Origin of the sequence: uncultured Brevundimonas sp., from assembly GCF_963974615.1 — a bacterium.
Taxonomy (GTDB): Bacteria; Pseudomonadota; Alphaproteobacteria; order Caulobacterales; family Caulobacteraceae; genus Brevundimonas.
The window spans coordinates 116,291-133,767 of the sequence record NZ_CAXBDH010000011.1 but is presented as its reverse complement, the minus strand read 5'-3'; the positions used below and the strand labels follow the sequence as shown (position 1 = coordinate 133,767).

At 67.1% G+C, this 17,477-nt stretch carries 13 protein-coding genes; 6 read left to right on the top strand and 7 right to left on the bottom strand.

What is annotated here, in order from left to right; translation table 11 throughout:
- Window positions 1-165: 165 nt before the first annotated feature.
- Window positions 166-966, bottom strand: a complete 801-nt coding sequence (locus tag AAC050_RS09490; RefSeq protein WP_339914839.1) for a crotonase/enoyl-CoA hydratase family protein — start codon at window positions 964-966, stop codon at window positions 166-168.
- 101 nt (window positions 967-1,067) lie between these two features.
- Window positions 1,068-1,226, bottom strand: coding sequence for a hypothetical protein (locus tag AAC050_RS09485; RefSeq protein ID WP_339914838.1), 159 nt, complete (start codon window positions 1,224-1,226; stop codon window positions 1,068-1,070).
- Between the two features lie 163 nt (window positions 1,227-1,389).
- Here AAC050_RS09485 and AAC050_RS09480 point away from each other — a divergent pair, with 163 nt between their 5' ends.
- Together AAC050_RS09480 and AAC050_RS09475 are read left to right on the top strand one after the other, a co-directional pair.
- Window positions 1,390-1,596, top strand: coding sequence for a DUF1289 domain-containing protein (locus AAC050_RS09480; RefSeq protein WP_339914837.1), 207 nt, complete (start codon window positions 1,390-1,392; stop codon window positions 1,594-1,596).
- Between the two features lie 120 nt (window positions 1,597-1,716).
- The gene (locus tag AAC050_RS09475; protein WP_339914836.1) at window positions 1,717-2,235 is read left to right on the top strand and encodes a TIGR02281 family clan AA aspartic protease; all 519 of its coding nucleotides are present in this window, start codon (window positions 1,717-1,719) and stop codon (window positions 2,233-2,235) included.
- Here the strand turns inward: AAC050_RS09475 and AAC050_RS09470 are convergent.
- Complete coding sequence (locus tag AAC050_RS09470) at window positions 2,232-3,056, bottom strand: sulfite exporter TauE/SafE family protein (RefSeq protein WP_339914835.1); 825 nt, start codon at window positions 3,054-3,056, stop codon at window positions 2,232-2,234. The two genes, AAC050_RS09475 and AAC050_RS09470, sit on opposite strands and share 4 nt — an antisense overlap.
- Window positions 3,053-4,075, bottom strand: a complete 1,023-nt coding sequence (gene dusA, locus AAC050_RS09465) for a tRNA dihydrouridine(20/20a) synthase DusA (protein WP_339914834.1) — start codon at window positions 4,073-4,075, stop codon at window positions 3,053-3,055. Before dusA ends, AAC050_RS09470 begins: the two co-directional genes overlap by 4 nt.
- 271 nt (window positions 4,076-4,346) lie before the next feature.
- Between dusA and AAC050_RS09460 the strand changes: the two genes are divergently transcribed.
- The gene (locus tag AAC050_RS09460; RefSeq protein ID WP_339914833.1) at window positions 4,347-6,155 is read left to right on the top strand and encodes a diguanylate cyclase; all 1,809 of its coding nucleotides are present in this window, start codon (window positions 4,347-4,349) and stop codon (window positions 6,153-6,155) included.
- A gap of 69 nt (window positions 6,156-6,224) precedes the next feature.
- Here the strand turns inward: AAC050_RS09460 and AAC050_RS09455 are convergent, their stop codons facing one another.
- Window positions 6,225-9,038 (bottom strand): Plug domain-containing protein, encoded by a 2,814-nt coding sequence (locus tag AAC050_RS09455; RefSeq protein ID WP_339914832.1) that lies wholly within the window; start codon window positions 9,036-9,038, stop codon window positions 6,225-6,227.
- A gap of 382 nt (window positions 9,039-9,420) precedes the next feature.
- On the opposite strand from AAC050_RS09455, the gene AAC050_RS09450 reads away from it, so the two are divergent.
- Window positions 9,421-10,020 (top strand): DUF4168 domain-containing protein, encoded by a 600-nt coding sequence (locus tag AAC050_RS09450; RefSeq protein WP_339914831.1) that lies wholly within the window; start codon window positions 9,421-9,423, stop codon window positions 10,018-10,020.
- A gap of 66 nt (window positions 10,021-10,086) precedes the next feature.
- Here AAC050_RS09450 and AAC050_RS09445 read toward each other — a convergent pair whose 3' ends face one another.
- Window positions 10,087-11,916 (bottom strand): monovalent cation:proton antiporter-2 (CPA2) family protein, encoded by a 1,830-nt coding sequence (locus AAC050_RS09445; RefSeq protein ID WP_339914830.1) that lies wholly within the window; start codon window positions 11,914-11,916, stop codon window positions 10,087-10,089.
- A gap of 777 nt (window positions 11,917-12,693) precedes the next feature.
- The gene (locus tag AAC050_RS09440; RefSeq protein WP_339914829.1) at window positions 12,694-14,196 is read right to left on the bottom strand and encodes an aldehyde dehydrogenase family protein; all 1,503 of its coding nucleotides are present in this window, start codon (window positions 14,194-14,196) and stop codon (window positions 12,694-12,696) included.
- A 183-nt stretch (window positions 14,197-14,379) separates the two neighbouring features.
- Here AAC050_RS09440 and AAC050_RS09435 point away from each other — a divergent pair, with 183 nt between their 5' ends.
- Window positions 14,380-14,949, top strand: a complete 570-nt coding sequence (locus AAC050_RS09435; protein WP_339914828.1) for a hypothetical protein — start codon at window positions 14,380-14,382, stop codon at window positions 14,947-14,949.
- 82 nt (window positions 14,950-15,031) lie between these two features.
- On the top strand, window positions 15,032-17,473 hold the full coding sequence (locus tag AAC050_RS09430) for an ATP-binding protein (protein ID WP_339914827.1): 2,442 nt from the start codon (window positions 15,032-15,034) through the stop codon (window positions 17,471-17,473).
- Window positions 17,474-17,477 lie beyond the last annotated feature (4 nt).

Here is a 17,477-nt window from a genome sequence, read left to right as displayed (position 1 = left end):
ATCAGCAGACTCGCCCTCGCCGAGGACAACCTGTTGAGGCTCCACAGCTAGAGCGAAATCGGTTGAGTTGGACGCAGTCCAACTCGGCTCAGATTTCGCTCCAGTTTGAATCTGGACCATTTTCTGGATTCAGGTCGAGTCGACCTGAAACAAAAATGGTCTGGTTCAGCCCCCGGTAAACGCCCCCGGCCGCTTGTCCAGTACGGCGTTGACGCCTTCAAGGTGGTCGTCGGTCAGGTGGGCCAGAGCCTGCATGGCGGCGGTCATCTCCAGGATCTGGTCGAAGGTTGCGTCGCGACCCTGGCGCAACAGGGCCTTGGTCATGCGCAGGGCCTGCGGGGCCTGGGCCGCGACCTCTCCGGCGGTCACCATGGCCTCGTCCATCAAGCGGTCGGCCGGGACCACCCGGTTGACCAGTCCCCACTCGCGCGCGGTGGCGGCGTCCAGCACCCGGCTGGTGAACAGCATCTCGGCCGCCCGGGCGTAACCGATATTGCGCGGCATCAGCCAGGCCCCGCCGTCGCCGGGCAGGATGCCCAGCTTCAGGAACGGCACACCGAAACTGGCCGCCTCCGAGGCGATGCGGATATCGGCCAGACCCGCGATGTCGCAGCCCAGTCCCATGGCCGGACCGTTCACGGCCGCGATCAGCGGCACCTCCAGCCCGTACAGCGAGCGCACGATCCGGTGCACCACCCGGCGATAGCGCTCACGGATTTCCGCCCCCGAACCGGCGAACATGTCGCGCCGGTCCCGCATCGCCTTCAGATCGCCGCCCGCCGAAAAGGCCCGCCCCGCCCCGGTCAGCACGACACAACGCACCGACAGATCCGCATTCACCGCCTCGCAGGCCGACGCGAACGCCTCACCGTCACCGAGGTCCGGCAGGGCATTGAGCCGCGCCTCGCGGTCCAGGGTCCAGACCATCACCGGTCCGTGTCGTTCCTGTCTGATCAGATCGCCCATATCCGCTCCTTGCACCGGGGTGCAGGGCTAGCGGTCGGAGCCGCAATTGCAAAGCCCCGGCCTTGCGGTCCGGGGCTCTGTCAATCGAAGGGGTGTCACAGCTAGTTGTGCGCCCGCTTGAGCTTGATCGGCACGAAGTTGGACGGGTGGCTGACCACGCGGTCGCCGGCTCCGTTGTTGTTCTTCGTGTTCACCAGCATCCCGCCCATCAGGGCAAAGGACATCAAGGCGTGCTGGAGGTTGCGCTCCTTATTGTTCATCTTGGCGTCTCCTTTCGCAGTATGATGAAAAGAGACGCGTCGTGCTGATCGGGAATCTCACCGTCATAGTCGTTTCGCGTCACGACAACTGTAGCAGGAACGGCGTAAATTTCAAGTTTTATGTTCCGCATCCAGAGCAATAGTCGCAAGGTCGTCATCTAACGTGACCCAAACGCCCCGATCCATCGCCACGCCCTGCATCAAGGTCTGCATCGTCGACGGGGCGTCCAGCCTCTGCCTCGGCTGCTTCCGGACCCTCGGTGAGATCGGGGGCTGGAGCACCCTGAGCGACGAACAGCGCGCCGAGATCATGGCCGATCTGCCCGAGCGCCGCTCGCGCATCGACCCGGCCAAATTGCTGCCGTCCTGAGGCCAAAACCGTCTTCCCTGCGCCGTTAACCAGTCGTCAGCCACGTCCATTCACCGCATCCCAACGCCCCCGCGTCACGGTGGGGACGGCCGCAGAAGCGGCGTTGTCGCGTGAGTATGTATGGTCCGCTTCGATCTTTCCTCTGCCGCCATTCTGGCCCTGGCCGTCGCCTCGTCCCTGAGCGCCGCCTTCTGGCTGAATCATGCCGGACAGGGCGGTGAGGCCCGGGCCGCCGTGGTCATGGTCGCCGCTGCCCCTGCGGCCGCGACCGGTGTCGCCACCCGGATCACCCGCAGCCCTGACGGCCACTACTGGGCCGAAGCCGACATCAACGGACGTGCGGTCAAGGTATTGGTCGACACCGGTGCCAGTGTCGTGGCCCTGACGCGTGAGGATGCCGTTCGCCTCGGTCTTCGCCTGACTTCGGCCGACTTCAACGCCACCGTGGTCACCGCCGCCGGCCCTGTTCGCGCGGCCTCCGTCGAACTGGCCTCGGTCGCCGTCGCCGGAGTCCGGGTCGAGCGCGTCGCCGCCACCGTCGTTGAGGAAGGTCTGCCCCATTCCCTACTGGGCATGAGCTACCTCGGTCGTCTGTCCAGTCTGGAAGCGACGCCCACGGGTCTGACCCTGCGGCCCTAAAACGCCTTGGCCACCACCGAGATGCCGGTCACCAGCAGATAGACGGCAAAGGCCCGACGCAGCACGCGTCTGTCGAGGCTGTGCGCCAGACGCGCCCCATAGGGGGCCACCAGCGTGGTCAACAGTCCCATCACCAGCGCCGCCGGCACATTGACATAGCCCAGCGAAAAGGGCGGACGCCCCGGCGCGTCCCAGCCGAAGATCATGAAGCCGAAGGCCGCCGTCGCGCCGATGGCCAGACCGAAGCCCGAGGCTGTGGCCACCGCCCGGTGGATCGGCTGTCCGCACAGGGTCATGGTCATGCCGCCGAAACCGCCACCGCCGATGCCCATCATCGCCGACAACAGCCCGATCAGGGTGGCGACGATCCGCCGGACCCAGCCGGTCGGCATCTCCGACCGCAGTACGATCCGCTCGGGCAGCAATCCCATCTGCGCCGACACCAGCAGCACACAGACGCCATAGACGATGGCCAGCCCCGTCATCGAGGTGACCCCGGCCACGGCGGCCCCGACCAGTCCCCCGAAGGCCACCCACGGCGTCCAGGTGCGCAGCACGACTTCGTCCACCGCCCCGTGGCTGCGATGCGCCCGCAGTGACCGCCATGACGTGGCGACAATGGTCAGCAGCGAGGTGCCGATGGCCGTATGCAGATTGCCCTCACCACCGATCCCCAGCACCGCAAAGGCATAGAAGAGGGCCGGAACGATCACCGTGCCGCCACCGACTCCGAACAGACCGGCGATCAGCCCGCCGACCAGCCCGGCCCCGGTCAGGGCCGCCAGCAGCATCAGGATCTCGCTCAGGGGCAGGATCGTCACGCGGCCTCGTCAGCGCGATCGCGCCGCGCCTCGGCCTCGCGTACGGCCTCGACCGCCCGGTCGACCACCTCCAGCCCGGCCCCGGGCGCGAGCGCCTCGACGGTCAGGATACGGCGGAAGGTCCGCGCCCCCGGCCGACCGTGCATCAGGCCCAGCATATGACGCGCCATCGCCGCCAGATGCACCCCCTCTTCCAGCCGCGCCGCCAGATAAGGCCGGTAGTTGTCGATGGCGGCAAAGGCGTCGACGTCCTCGCCCGTTTCGCCGAACAGCCGCCGGTCAACCTGCCCGAGGATCGCCGGCTCATGATAGGCGGCCCGCCCCAGCATGACCCCGTCCAGCGCCACCCCGTCACTGTCGTCCAGATGGGCCTCGGCCGCATCCAGCGACGGGATGCCGCCATTGATGCACACGGTCAGCGACGGTCGCTCGCGCTTCAGTCGCCGCACCAGATCATAGTCCAGCGGCGGCACGTCGCGGTTCTCCTTGGGCGACAGCCCCTTCAGCCAGGCCATGCGCGCATGCACGATGAAGGTGGTGATGCCCACGGCGGCGCAGGCGTCGACGGTTTCGAACAGGCTGATGGCCGGGTCCTGGTCATCGACGCCGATCCGGCATTTGACCGTGGCCGGAACGTCGACCGCCTCGCGGATCGCCGCCATACATTCGGCCACCAGCGGCGGCTCGCGCATCAAACAGGCCCCGAACCGCCCCGACTGGACCCGGTCCGACGGGCAGCCGACGTTCAGATTGATCTCGTCGTAACCGCGCGCCGCCCCGATCCGCGCCGCCTCGGCCAGCTGCACCGGATCAGACCCGCCCAGCTGCAGCGCCACCGGATGCTCGACGTCGTCAAACCCCAGCAACCGCTCGACATCGCCGTGCAGAATGGCCGGAGCCGTGACCATCTCGGTATAGAGCAGGGCGCGGTTCGTCAGGGCACGGTGAAACGCCCGGCAATGCCGGTCGGTCCAGTCCATCATCGGGGCCACAGACAGTCTGTAGGGGGGAGTGCTCATGGACCTTCCAACGCGATCAACGCGTCGACAGACCCGTGAGTGACCAGAAATTCAACCCTTGCCCCCGTGTTTCCATTCTTTTCCGAAGCCTGTGTGACCAAGGCTTGGGCAAAGGCGACCGATCGCCGCTGTGTCTGTTCCCGGGTCAGGACGATCCCGTGTGCGGGATGGCCGGGGTCAACCGCATGACCCCAACCCTGGAGGGCCACCGCGCAGCAAATACCAACTGAAGAATCATCGGGTCTTAATCCTTCATCCGTATGGTCTGCCCATGCGATTGGCGACCATCACAAATTGGGCCTACGGGACGACCGTGCTCCTCACCCTGGCGTCCGGTGCGACGGCTATCCTGGCCTCAAACGCGCAGGAGCACGAACGGGGCGCGGTTGCGCAGCGATACCATCTCGACAAGGCGAGTTCAGCCGTCGGCGCGGAGGTCTATGCCCTCACCAATCAGGCGCGCCAATATGTGATGACCGGAGATCCTGGCCGCCTCATCGTCTACCGTCAGGAAGCGGCAAACCTGAGTGTCCTTGAGAACCGTCTCCGTCGCCTGCACGATGCCGGGGCAACCGACGACGAGCTCAACGTGGTCCGCGCCGCCATCCGCTGGACAGATACACTGACCGCCGAGCAACAGGCCGCGATTGCCGCTCGTCAGGCCGGGGACCTCGAGCTCGCGCGGCAGATCATGTTCGGAGCGGAGTACGAACGGGACCTGAACAGGGTCGAATCCATGATCACCGGATTCCAGGACCGGCTGGACCAGAGGACCGAGGTCAACGTCGCGGCGGCTACCGACATCGCCCGGCTCTGGCGAACGACGTCGGAGATCATGCTGGCCTTGACCGGCGTGCTGTTCCTTTGCGTCCTCTACTTCATTCTAACGCGAAAGATCCTGCGCCCGGTGATCCGGCTGAGCGACGTCGTGACCCGGCTCGCAGCACAGGACTACGATGTGGAGACGCCGGACTATGGCGACGTCGACGAGATTGGCGACATCTCCCAGGCCATCCGCCTGTTCCGCGAAAACGGCCTCGAGCGACAGCGCCTCGAGGCGGCACACCATTTCGACCAGGCGATGCGGGATCTGCTCTCGCGCATGACCCAGCGCATGCAGGGCTGCGTCAACATGGGCGACCTGACAGAGGTGATCGCGCGCTTCATGCCTGAGATTTTCCCCGCTCTGGCCGGCCGGGTCTATCTCCTCGACAAGACCTGCAACGCCCTGGTGACGGCCTGCGACTGGTCGTCACCGCAACACTCACAGAACAAGTTCTCACCGACTGCGTGCTGGGCTCTCCAGCGCGGGACCCTGCACCGTCCGGCCGGTGACAGCATCGACGTCGTCTGCGCCCATGCGATATCCGACACGACCGTCGACACCGTCTGCGTGCCGCTGACCGCCCAGCGCGAGACGATCGGCCTGCTCTATCTCGAACCCCGCAGTGAGGTCGATCACGAGCAGGGCGATCTCCCCGAGAGCTATCTGATGATGCTGGCGGAAAACATCGGCCTGGCGCTGGCCAACCTTCGTCTGCGGGACTCGCTCCAGGAGATGGCGATGGCCGATCCGTTAACCGGACTGGCCAACCGCCGTCACCTCGACTCCATCCTCAACGCTGAGATCGCGAAAGCGCGCCACAGCCACCACCCCATCAGTTGCCTGATGCTGGACGTCGATCATTTCAAGCGGTTCAACGACAGCTTCGGCCATGACGCGGGCGACGCGGTTCTGGGTCAGATCGGCGCGCTTCTGTCGCGGATGACGCGGGAAACGGGATTGGCCTGTCGCTACGGTGGCGAGGAATTCCTGCTGCTGATGCCCGGCCTGGGGCCGGACGAAGCCCTGAACCGCGCCGAAGACATCCGCCGGCAGGTCGAGGCCCTGACCCTGGTTCACGGTGAACAGTCTCTGGGCCCGATCACAGCCTCAATCGGCGTGGCCAGCGCCCCCGATCACTGCACGATGGATCACCTCGTCAAGACGGCGGACGCGGCCATGTACCGGGCCAAAAAGGCCGGTCGCAACCAGGTCGTCGCCTCCGTGCCGCGCCGTACGAACAACGCCGCCGCCTGAAACGGACGGTCACGGCGAACGAACCGCATCCGTCAGGCACCGGCAGGATCCAGACGCCGTGATCCGCCCCTAGAACAGCAGCTTGCGGAAACTCAGCTTGATCGTCCGCCCGGTCGGATCGAGATAGCCCGCCTGATAGCCGACCGGCGTATTGCCCAGAGAGTCCCGCACCTCGAGACGGCTGTCGAAGATATTGTCGATGTCCAGGCTGACCCGCGATCCACGCAGCCAGAAGAAGCGGCTGATCAGCTCGGGCCGGGCCGTCAGGTCGACGAAGAAACGCAGGCCCACGGTCGCCTGATCCGAATAGTGCAGGTCCCCGGAGGTCAGGGAGCCATTGACGTCAGTGGCGCTCTTCCAGTCGGCGTTGATCCGGGCCCCGATGCCGTTCAGCGAATAGCCTGCGCGCAGTTCCAGTTCGTGGACCGGCTGTCCGCCACGCGTGCCGACCGCCGCCCCGTCCAGCAGGTCCAGCACCGGCAGACCGTCGCGGATCAGGATCTCATCCTGGAAACGCCAGGTGTGATAGAGCGCCAGCTGCAGCCGCCCCTCGCGTGAGCCGAACCGCCCGCCGCCACGACCACCCGGCCCGCCGCGTCCGGCCCCGGGACCACCGGGACCCGCGCGTTCGCCCGACCTCTCCTGCCCTTCCGGGGGACGACCTTCGGACGGCGGGGCCCCTGCGGGCGCATCGGCCTGACTACGTGCATCCCCGTCCGGCCCGTTTCGTCCCTGTCGCCGGGCGCGCAAGGCCTCGAACCGGGCCCGCATCTCCGGCGTGATCTCCGGCGGCGGGCTCGTATCGCGGATCGGGCGGGAATAGTTGAACCCCCAGCGCAGTTCCTGACGATCGGCCCGGGCGAAATTCACCGGCCGGGCGTCGATCGAGATCAGCTCGCCGCTGCCGTCGCGGGTGAACCGGTCGGCAAAGGCGGCCTCGATATCCGGGGTCAGGGCCGGAAAGCTCGAGACCTGGTTGCGGGTGTTGCTGCGAATATAGTTGGCACTGATCGACAGGTCGGTGTCCTCGATCGGCCGCCAGTTGACGCCCAGCTTCAGAACCCTGCGGCTGTCGGCCGTCAGGGCGCTGTTGCCGCCGTCGATCCGGGTGATGTCGACGGTCCGTCCGGTGGCGTAGTCATAGGTGGCCACGCCGGGCGTGAAGATGACCGGATCGTTCAGCTGCTGGACCGTGGGCGCGCCCTCCTCATCGGTCTGGCTGACGATGAAACTGAGCCGCTCGACCGGGGACCAGTGGAGGCCGTATCCGATCGTCGTCAGACCCCCGAAGTCCGACAATTCCTCATACTGCAGGTTCAGATTGGCCGACAGGTCGCCGATCCGGGTCAGCACCTCATTACGGCGACTGGCGATCGGCAGGTTGAAGCTGGACTGGACGTCACCGCGCCGGCGCGACACGTCGCCGGCCTGGACCACGCCCGAGCGTTCGCTGCGGGAGTCCAGCGACAGGCTTTCGAATCCGGCCTTGAAGGTCGCGCTCAACGGACCGGCCGACAGCTCGCGCAGGGTACCGTTCACAACGCCTTCGGTATTGAGGGTCCGCGTCGTCGCTTCGGACCGGTCATTCGCCACCCGGACCAGATCCGTCACCGCCACGGGCGCGAACGGGTTGAACGCCGGGTCTCCGGCCGTCAGGCGAGCCTGCAGGGCCGAGGTGTCGAACCCGCGTTCCGTTTCCGTCACCGTACGGCTCTGATCGAAATTGCCGGTGACCGTCCAGCGCCACTCGGCGACCATCCCGTTGGCCGTGCCGCCCAGATGGGCTGACAGGGTATCCGTGTCCCGGGCCCGTCCCCCCAGGGTGTCGATCTGGCGATACAGCCCGACGTCGTTGCTGAACGGCGACCAGGGGCTGGCCGTCGGCAGGGTGAAGCCGGCGGTCGGCAGTCCGAGGTAGGCACGGGTGCTTCCGGCGTCGACCTTGGCGTTCATCGTGGTCATGACCTCGCCGAATGTCCGCGTCATCGCCCCGTTGATCGAGCCGGTGTCGGACCGGGCCAGCAGGGTCCGGTAGGCCGTGTCATCACCGGCATTGGGCGTGTTGGCCGTGGCCGCGAAATCCGTCAGGGCCGGCGGCGCGCTGCGCGCGGAGCCCGGCACACCGGCCACCGTAACCGGCGTCCCGGCCAGGGTCGACAGGGCCGGATCGATCTCGCCCCCGACCGGAAGCCCCCCGACATTGCCGACGACGTCATAGGGCAGCCCGGTCGGCGACCGGTTGATGTCCCGTTCGCTTTCGAACAGCGGCGACGCCTGCTGGTACTGGACATCAAGGGTCCAGCGCTCGTCACCGCGAATGCGCAGAATGTTGGAATTGGCCTGGCTGACGGTGCGCCCGCCCGCGGTCGGCAGGGTGACGCTGCCTTCGGTCGTGACCGCCCGGAACCGCTGCCTGAGCACGAAATTCACCACCCGCTGGTCGGCCCGGTAGCCATAGCTCAGCGCCACCTCTTCCGGCAGGATCTCGACCCGCTCGATCGCCTCGGTCGGCAGGCTGCGGATCTCGCTGAAACCCGAGATTCGTTGACCGTTCAGCAGCACGACCGGCCGGCCGCCGCCACGCCCCCGGGCGCTGCCCGTCTGCGGTGACAGGGCCGCGAGCAGTTCGGTGATGTTGCTGGCCCCGTAGGCCCGGATGTCCCGCGCATCCAGCACGACCTCCGGCTTGATGTCGCCGATGACCGATCCGCGAAGCGGCCCGCCGTTGACGACGATCTCGCCCAGATCATAGGCCTCCGGATCACCCGCTGCCGTCACGCCCGGCTGCCCCCCGGCTGCGGAGGCCGACGGGGTTTGCTCGAACGTCGCCGACTGCAATCCGCCGAGAGCGACGCTGTACATCAGGAGCTGGGAAAGAATCATGGAACTGGCGTTTTCGCTGCAAGGGGCCGTCGAACAAACAGGGTGATGTACCGACGACAGTCGCAGTCGATCCGGACATTGCACGTCGGTCCCGGGCGAATCCGTCGCAGCGTGCCGATATTCTGCGCACCGGGTTCGCGGATGTGGCGGTTCGACGGCATTTGACCGCGCCAACCGGCCAGAGGCCCGGAATTACGTGGAAATTTCCGACCCAAACGGCCGCAGACCAGCCTTATTTGCACTGCGAGGCAACAGCGGCTAGGTTTAGACCCTCCCCACTAAACCTTGTAATCAAATCACATTTTCCGCCGGATCGGTGGAGCGTCGTTCAATAGAACGCTCTGAATGGTCCCCGGACGTGACTGCCAACAGTAGGATTTCCATGCGCACCAGTCTCTTTATCGCCGCCTCCATCGCCGCCCTGATCGCCGGGGGGTCGGCCGCTGCCGCGCCGCTCAACAGCGCCGCAGCCGTCGTCCAGACCGCGCCGTCCAGCGACATCACCGACGCTGAACTCCGCGCCTTCGCCTCGGCCATGACCGAGGTCCAGACGGTCGCCGCCGCGGTTGAGGGCACGCCCACCGCCGAGCAGCAGGCCGCCATGGCCGCCGCCGTCCAGGGCTCGGGTCTGGTCATCGACCGCTTCAACACCATCGCCACGGCCGTGTCGCAAGACCCGACCCTGCGCGCCCGCATCGCCGTCGCAACCGCCCCCGCCCCCGCGGCCGGCTCGGTCGCTGCCGGTGTCAGCGATCATGAACTGGGTCAGTTCGCCGCCGCCATGGCCGTGGTCGTGAGTGTCGCCGCCAATGTCGAGGGTGGAGCCGCCACGGCCGAGCAGCAGGCTGAAATGGCCGCCGCCGTCCAGAACTCCGGCCTCGACATCGAACGCTTCAACGCCATCTCGACGGCCGTGTCCGAAGACGAGAGCCTGCGGGCCCGCATCGCCCTGATCAACGCCCAGGGTCACGGCGGCCAATAGGCCCCGACCCCGGCAAGAAACCGAAGGGGCGGCATCGCAGGGTGCCGCCCTTTCGTCTGTCCGGCCTCAGTCGACGACCGCGTCCGGCGCGGCCACCGGGGCTTCGTTGAGCATCTGTCCTTCGCGCCGGGGCGTCACATAGGGGGCCGGTTGCGGTGTCGGCATATTGCCGCGCATCAACGAGCGCCCCGCCGTCAGCCCGCCCGAAACCTGCAGCGCCAGTCGCTCCTGATCCCGCCGGCGGACGTCCTCGATGGTTTCGCGCACTTCCTCGTCCGAAAAGCCCAGATCGATCAGCACCTGCTCGCCGAACACCAGGGCGGATTCGAACGTCTCGCGGATGTGATATTCGACATTGGCCTCGATCAGCCGCAGCGAATGCCCCCGGTCATAGGCGCGCACAAACAGCTTGGTCAGCGGGAACTCGGCCTTGACCAGTTCGACGATCCGGTCCGCCACCTCGGGCTTGTCGACACAGACCAGAACCGTCTCGGCCCGCCCGGCCCCGGATGCGCGCAGGACATCCAGTCGCGCGCCGTCACCGTAAAACACCTTGAAGCCGAAATTACCGGCGGCCTGGATCATCTCCACATCGGTCTCGATGATCGACACATCGACGTCACGGGCCAGCAGCGGCTGCGACACCACCTGGGCGAAGCGGCCGAAACCGATGATCAACACCCGCTCGCGCAGATCCTCGGCGTGTTCGACGCCGTCGGTCGACACGGTGTCGCGCGGCCTCAGCCGGTCCGCGATCAGCACCCGCAACGGCGTCACCGCCATCGACAGGATCACCACCGCCGACAGGATCGACGCCGTCCGCGGATCGAACAGACCGGCCGCCAGCGCCGCCGCATACAGGACGAAGGCGAACTCGCCCCCCTCACCCATCAGGGCGGCCCGCAACAGCCCCTCACCGTGACCTGAACGGAGTCGGGCCACCGCATAGACGGCGATCATCTTGGCCCCCATCAGGGCCGCCAGACCGCCCAGCACGATCGGCCAGTCGGCGAACACCGCCCCCAGGTCCAGCGACATGCCGACGCTCAGGAAAAACAGGCCCAGCAGCACCCCGCGGAACGGCTCGACATCGGCCTCCAGCTGGTGGCGGAAGCTGGACTCCGACAGCAACACCCCGGCCAGAAAGGCCCCCATGGCCATCGACAGCCCGCCCAGATGCATGGCCCAGGCGGCCCCCAGCACCACGAACAGGGCCCCCATGGTCATGACCTCGCGACCGCCATAGCGGGCCAGCAGGCGGAAGAAGGGATTGACGATCCAGCGCCCGGCCACGACCACGACGGCCACCGCCCCGAGGGCCAGCCCCACCGTCATCCAGATTGAATTGCCACTCTCGACCGCTGCGCCATAAGTCCCCGCCAGCACTGCCACCAGCGCCAGCAGGGGCACGATGGCCAGGTCCTCGAACAACAGCACCGAGACGACGCGCTGCCCGGCCGAACCGGAATGCTCGCCGCGCTCCTCCAGCAACTGCATGACGATGGCGGTCGAGGACAGGGCAAAGCCGAAGCCGGCGATCAGCGCCGCATACCAGGCCAGACCCGCCGCCATCGCCACCCCGGTCAGCAGCAGGGCGCACACCCCCACCTGCACCGCGCCCAGACCGAAGATCTCGCGCTTCAGGGTCCACAGTCGCGCCGGTCGCATCTCCAGACCGATGACGAACAGGAACATGACCACGCCGAACTCGGCCACATGCAGGACGGCCTCGGGCTCGCGCACCACGCCCAGCACCGACGGTCCGATCAGCACACCGGCGGCCAGATAGCCCAGCACCGCGCCCAGCCCCAGTCGCCGGAACAGGGTCGCGGCCAGAACCATGGCCGCCAGCAACGCCACCGCGTGCCCCAGTCCCATTCCCGTCGACTCGACCATCATATTCCCCTTGCGGGTCCAATAGTGGGGTGGCCCGCGCCCCCGCGCCAGTGCCACCGGGTCCGGTCACTGACCCTCCCTGCTTTCGTCATCCCGGGGCAAGCGGCGCAGCCGCGCCGACCCCGGGACCCAGCGGCGCGCGCCAGCGCGATCTGTTCAGGCACGGACGCTGAGCCCCTCTCCCTGGGGAGAGGGGTTGGGGAGAGGGGGTACGGTGTCCCCATGATCGCACCATAACCCCTCACCCTTTGACGCTTCGCGCCGCCCTTCGGGTCGCGCCAGAACGACGGCGGTCGCCGTCGTGCGCTCAAGCCCTCTCCCGCCGGGAGAGGGAAGCGAGGTGTTTGCGAAAAACCATCCGGATTCCCCCCCCCAATCCCTTGCCCCGCACCACCTTCCGCATTTCTCCACCCCAACTTCCCACCCCCCTCCAGCCGCGTGCCATCCTCCGTCCGTCCCGTCGCAAGGAAGGGCCGCGAGGCCTGCGACCTGGTGTGTGGCGGGAGTGGAGAAGCGGGGTCAGGGTCGGGCGAGGATACCCCGGCCGCTCCGGGACCGGGTCACAGGCCCGGCCCCGCCCGCGGCGATCGGTGCGGCTAGGCGGTAAGACCGTTGCCGACCGCAAGCTCGTCGAAAATCTCCACGCGGAGCGTCGGTCTTCGTCGAAACGGTAGAATCAAAGATCTCCGGGCGAAGGCCCGGCGCTCCGCCCGCCCTTCCATGGCCGGACCCTCGGGCCGCCGGACGCAGACCCGTGGCCGCGTCTCCGGCCCAGGGTCAGACCTCGAACTTGACCCCCTGCGCCAGCGGCAGTTCGTCGGAGAAATTGATCGTCTGGGTTTGACGACGCATATAGGATTTCCACGCATCCGACCCGCTCTCGCGCCCGCCGCCGGTGTCCTTTTCGCCGCCGAAGGCCCCGCCGATCTCGGCACCCGAGGGGCCGATATTGACGTTGGCGATGCCGCAGTCCGAGCCCCAGGCCGACAGGAATTGCTCGGCCTCGCGCACGCTGTCGGTGAAGACGCAGCTGGACAGGCCCTGGGGCACGTCGTTCTGCATCGCCACCGCCGCGTCGAACTCCGTCCAGGTCATCACATACAGGATCGGGGCGAAGGTCTCGTGGCGCACGATCTCGGTCTGGGCCGGCATGCGCACGATGGCGGGCCGCACATAGAAGCCGTCGCGCTCGACCCGGGTGCCGCCGGCCACGATCGTGCCGCCCTGGGCCACCGCCTGGGTCAGGGCCGACTCAAAGCCCTTCACCGCGTCCTCGTCGATCAGCGGCCCGACCAGCACCCCGTCCTCGCGCGGGTCACCGACCGGCAAGGTGTCATAGGCCCTGGCCAGACGGGTCAGCAGGGCATCAGCCACATCCTCATGCACCAGCAGACGGCGCAGACTGGTGCAGCGCTGACCGGCGGTCCCGACCGCCGAGAAGGCGATGGCCCGCACCGCCAGTTCCAGATCGGCACTGGCCGTCAGGATCATCGCATTGTTGCCGCCCAGCTCCAGCAGCGAGCGACCCAGCCGTCCGGCCACGGTCTGGGCCACGGCCCGACCCATCCGCGTCGAGCCCGTCGCCGAAACCAGCGCGACCCGCGGATCCTTCGCCAGTGTCTCGCCGATCGCACGACCGCCGATGACCAGCTGCGCCAGACCTTCCGGCGCATCACCGAAGCGGGCCGCGGCGCGTTCGAACACCGCCTGCACCCCCAACGCCGTCAGCGGCGTCTTCTCCGACGGCTTCCAGATCACCGGATCGCCGCACACCAGCGCCAGCGCCGCATTCCAGGCCCAGACCGCGACCGGGAAGTTGAAGGCCGTAATGATGGTAACCGGTCCCATCGGCTGCCAGGTCTCGCGCATATGGTGGCCCGGGCGCTCGGACGGCATGGTCAGCCCGTACAGCTGCCGCGACAGGCCGACGGCGAATTCGCAGATGTCGATCATCTCCTGAACCTCGCCCAGACCCTCCGACATCACCTTGCCGGCTTCCAGCGTGACCAGCATGGCCAGGTCGTCCTTGGCTGTCCGAAGCTCCTCGCCCAGCAAGCGCACCAGCTCGCCGCGGCGCGGAGCCGGGACCCGCTTCCACGCGTCAAACGCGGCCGTCGAGCGAACCAGCACGGCCTCAACGCCGGCGGCGTCGGCCTCGGCCACAGCCCCCGCACCCACGCCGTCGATCGGCGACCGGACCGCCAGGGTCCCGTCCCAGGTCGCGGCATCAACGCCCAGACGATCAAGAATGGCGCGTGCGACGTTGGCTGTGGTGGTCATGATCGGTTCTCCGGCGTGATGGCCCCGCTTAGCCTCCCGGGCCGTCCGGCGAAAGCGGAAGCGGCGACACAGATCCGGAAACGTGACCCGCAAGGCCCCGCTTACCCGGCCTTAACCATAGGCCGGAACCCCCTGTTCACCGCCGCCGGGGCATTCTGTGACGAGGACACACAGGAAGACATCATGGCGCGCGCTCAATTTCAAAAAGGCCAGAAAGTCTGGGTCGAATGCGTTGGTGCATGGGCCCAGATCGAAAAGGTCCAGCCTGTCTGGGCCAAAGGCTTCGAGGAACCGGTCCGGGTCACCTACGACGTCGGCCTCGGTCGGGAATTTCTCGGCCATGAGCTGATGCTGCCGGTCGAGGATCCGGTCAGCGCCCAGGCCGATGACAACTGGCGCCTGCTGCGCGCCCGCAACAAATGGCAGCAGGCCGACGAATGCCTCCACCACCCCTTCCCCGGCACCTACCCGGTCATTGTCACCGATGTGACCGACTGGGGCGGCTGGCGCGTCCCCGGCGCGGAATATGACCGCGATCCGCAACGTATCGAGTTCCAGGCACGTCTGATCAACGCGTCGCCGGCCCTGATGGCCCTGGCCGAACAGCTGGTCGCCTCGGTCGATGACGCTCCCGATGATGCGCCGCCCGAAACTCGTCGCCTGGCCGGAGAGGCCCGTAGCCTGTTGAAAACAATCACCGAGAAGTTGACGACGCCTCCGGGAATCGAGGCTCCGGCCACCCAGGCTGCCTGACCATCGTTAACCAGCTCTCGACACGAATCCGCGACGCAGCCTAGATTCGGGCCTTCGTCATCGAATCGTCCGGGAGAGTGCCTTGCGGGGCAATGAGCGCCGCATAATTGAACAGGGGCGCCGCACCTCTGACGGACGCACCAGTGCGCCGACGTGGGCACGCGTCCTGATTCTCTCCATTGCCCTCGCCATTGCCGCCTATGTCCTCCTGTTCGCACGTGAAATCGCCCGCCCCGGTCTCGAGGTCGATGCACTCCGTACCCAGGCCGTCGCCAGCGAGGCCCGCCTTCTGGCGCTCGACCTCGAAAACCGGCTGGCTCCGGTGCGCCGCGGGGCGGAAGCCGGCGCGGACACCCTTGCGGCACGGCCATATCGCCCCCTCGACGCCATAGACGCCGCCCGGGCCGTCTCTCCCGGCTCGGCCTTCGCCGTCATCACCGCCGACGGCCGCGTGCTTGCCGCCGTCGGGGACAAGCCCGACAGCTTCACCGGTTCCTCCGATGCCGGAATTCATCTCTCTGCCGATGGTCAGGCCCTACTGCTGCAACCGGCGGGACTGGACGAGGTCGTTCTGGTCGGCCGGGTTCCCCTGCCGGAACTGACGACCGGCGTCGGCGTGGACCTGTCCCTGCTCACCGACCCGACCACCGTGCTGGCATCCGGGCGAACCGCAGACGGCGGGGCAGACGGCAACCCGGCGCTGGGGCTGGATTCGGCCCCGATCGAAGCGGACGGACGCGTCGTCACCGTTCATTTGGACAAGGAGGGGCTCATCCGCGCCGCCGTACCGGTCGGGGAAAGCGGCCTGATTGCCGTAGCCTCGGCCCCGTTCAGCATCGGCGCAAACGCCCTGCTGAACGACGTCTGGGTTCTGGCCGCGCCGCTCGGCATCGGCGTGGTCGTTCTGGGACTGGTGCTGATGATGCACCGACGGCAGGCCCGGGCCAGTCGCGAATGGGCCGCCTCGGAACGGCGATTCCGCATTGCCGTTGAAGGGGCCCGGTGTGGTGTCTGGGAATGGGACCTCGAAGAGGGCGAGGTCAATCTCTCGGACTATATGGCCGTGCTGCTTGGCTTCGAGCAGGGCGGGCCGGTCACAGCCGAGGCCGTGTCGGCGCGAATCCACCCCCGCTATCGGGCGGCGGTCGATCACGCCCTGCGGCAGGCCGCGACCTTCGGTGCCTTTGAAGTCACCTTCCCTGTGCCCGACGAAAACGGTCGCGCCCGCTGGATCGACGCGCGCGGCCAGTCGCGCGGTCCGCGCGGCGACGCCGGCTTCACCAGCATCCTCGGGGTTGCCCTCGACATTACCGAAGCCCGCCGCGCCAAGGCGCATGCCCAGGCCGCGGAAAGTCGCCTGCGGGACGGAATCGAAAGCGTTTCCGACGCCTTCGTCCTGTTCGACAAGCATAACCGGCTGATCCTGTGGAATCAGGCCTTCCAGGACGCCTTCTCCTTCGAGGCCGGCATAGTGCGTCGCGGGGCGCTCAAGGACGATCTGAATCGCATCGCCGCCCTGGCCATCAAGGGCGACCGTCCTGCGGCCGGAGGCCGGGCCGGGGCCCGCGAGGTCGAACTGCATGACGGCCGCTGGCTGCAGTTGTCAGAGCGTTTTACCTCCGATGGCGGATCCGTCGTCACCGCCGCCGACATTACCGCGATCAAACAGCAGGAGGCCGAGCGCGAGCGAGCCGCCCAGGCCCTGCAGACAACCGTCAATCAGCTGGAAATCAGTCGGGAAGAGTTGTCACAGCTGGCGCGCAAATACGAAGTGGCGATGACCCGGGCCGAGGCCGCCAACCAGGCCAAGTCCGAATTCCTGGCCAATATGAGCCACGAGCTGCGCACCCCGCTCAACGCCATCAACGGTTTTTCCGAAATCATGGAAGCCGAGATGTTCGGGCCGCTCGGCGATGCCCGCTACAAGGGCTATGCGGCTGACATTCTGCAATCCGGCCAACACCTGTTGAGCCTGATCAATGACATCCTCGATATGGCCAAGATCGAGGCCGGCAAATTGACCCTGCACTATGAGAAGGTGTCACTGCAGGAGTTGTGTGAGGATGCCATCCGGCTGATGCGCGGCAAGATTCAGGAAAGCGGCCTGACGCTCAGCCTCGATGCGCCAGACTTGCCGGAAATCGATGCCGATCACCGCGGCCTGAAGCAGATCATGCTGAACCTCATTTCCAACGCCGTGAAATTCACGCCGGAGGGCGGTGATATCATCGTGGCCCTTCGAAGCGAGGAGGGCAGGGTCCGTGTCGCGGTGACAGACACCGGCATCGGTATCGCGCCTGAAGACGTTGCCCGCCTGGCCCGTCCGTTCGAACAGGTGGAAGGACAGCACTCCAAAACCACCCAGGGTACGGGACTTGGCCTGTCCCTGACCCGATCACTGATCGAGCTGCATCACGGCGAGATGGTGATCGACAGCGAACCGGGCCGGGGCACGACCGTCAGCTTCGCCCTGCCCATCGAACGCCCGGTCATGGCCGAACCGCAACAGGCCCGCGCAGCCTGAAGGT

Coding starts and splice junctions, on each gene's coding strand:
- AAC050_RS09490 (WP_339914839.1), bottom strand. CDS start 966: ATGGGCGATCTGATCAGACAGGAACGACACGGACCGGTGATGGTCTGG.
- AAC050_RS09485 (WP_339914838.1), bottom strand. CDS start 1,226: ATGAACAATAAGGAGCGCAACCTCCAGCACGCCTTGATGTCCTTTGCC.
- AAC050_RS09475 (WP_339914836.1), top strand. CDS start 1,717: ATGGTCCGCTTCGATCTTTCCTCTGCCGCCATTCTGGCCCTGGCCGTC.
- dusA (WP_339914834.1), bottom strand. CDS start 4,075: ATGAGCACTCCCCCCTACAGACTGTCTGTGGCCCCGATGATGGACTGG.
- AAC050_RS09460 (WP_339914833.1), top strand. CDS start 4,347: ATGCGATTGGCGACCATCACAAATTGGGCCTACGGGACGACCGTGCTC.
- AAC050_RS09455 (WP_339914832.1), bottom strand. CDS start 9,038: ATGATTCTTTCCCAGCTCCTGATGTACAGCGTCGCTCTCGGCGGATTG.
- AAC050_RS09450 (WP_339914831.1), top strand. CDS start 9,421: ATGCGCACCAGTCTCTTTATCGCCGCCTCCATCGCCGCCCTGATCGCC.
- AAC050_RS09445 (WP_339914830.1), bottom strand. CDS start 11,916: ATGGTCGAGTCGACGGGAATGGGACTGGGGCACGCGGTGGCGTTGCTG.
- AAC050_RS09440 (WP_339914829.1), bottom strand. CDS start 14,196: ATGACCACCACAGCCAACGTCGCACGCGCCATTCTTGATCGTCTGGGC.
- AAC050_RS09435 (WP_339914828.1), top strand. CDS start 14,380: ATGGCGCGCGCTCAATTTCAAAAAGGCCAGAAAGTCTGGGTCGAATGC.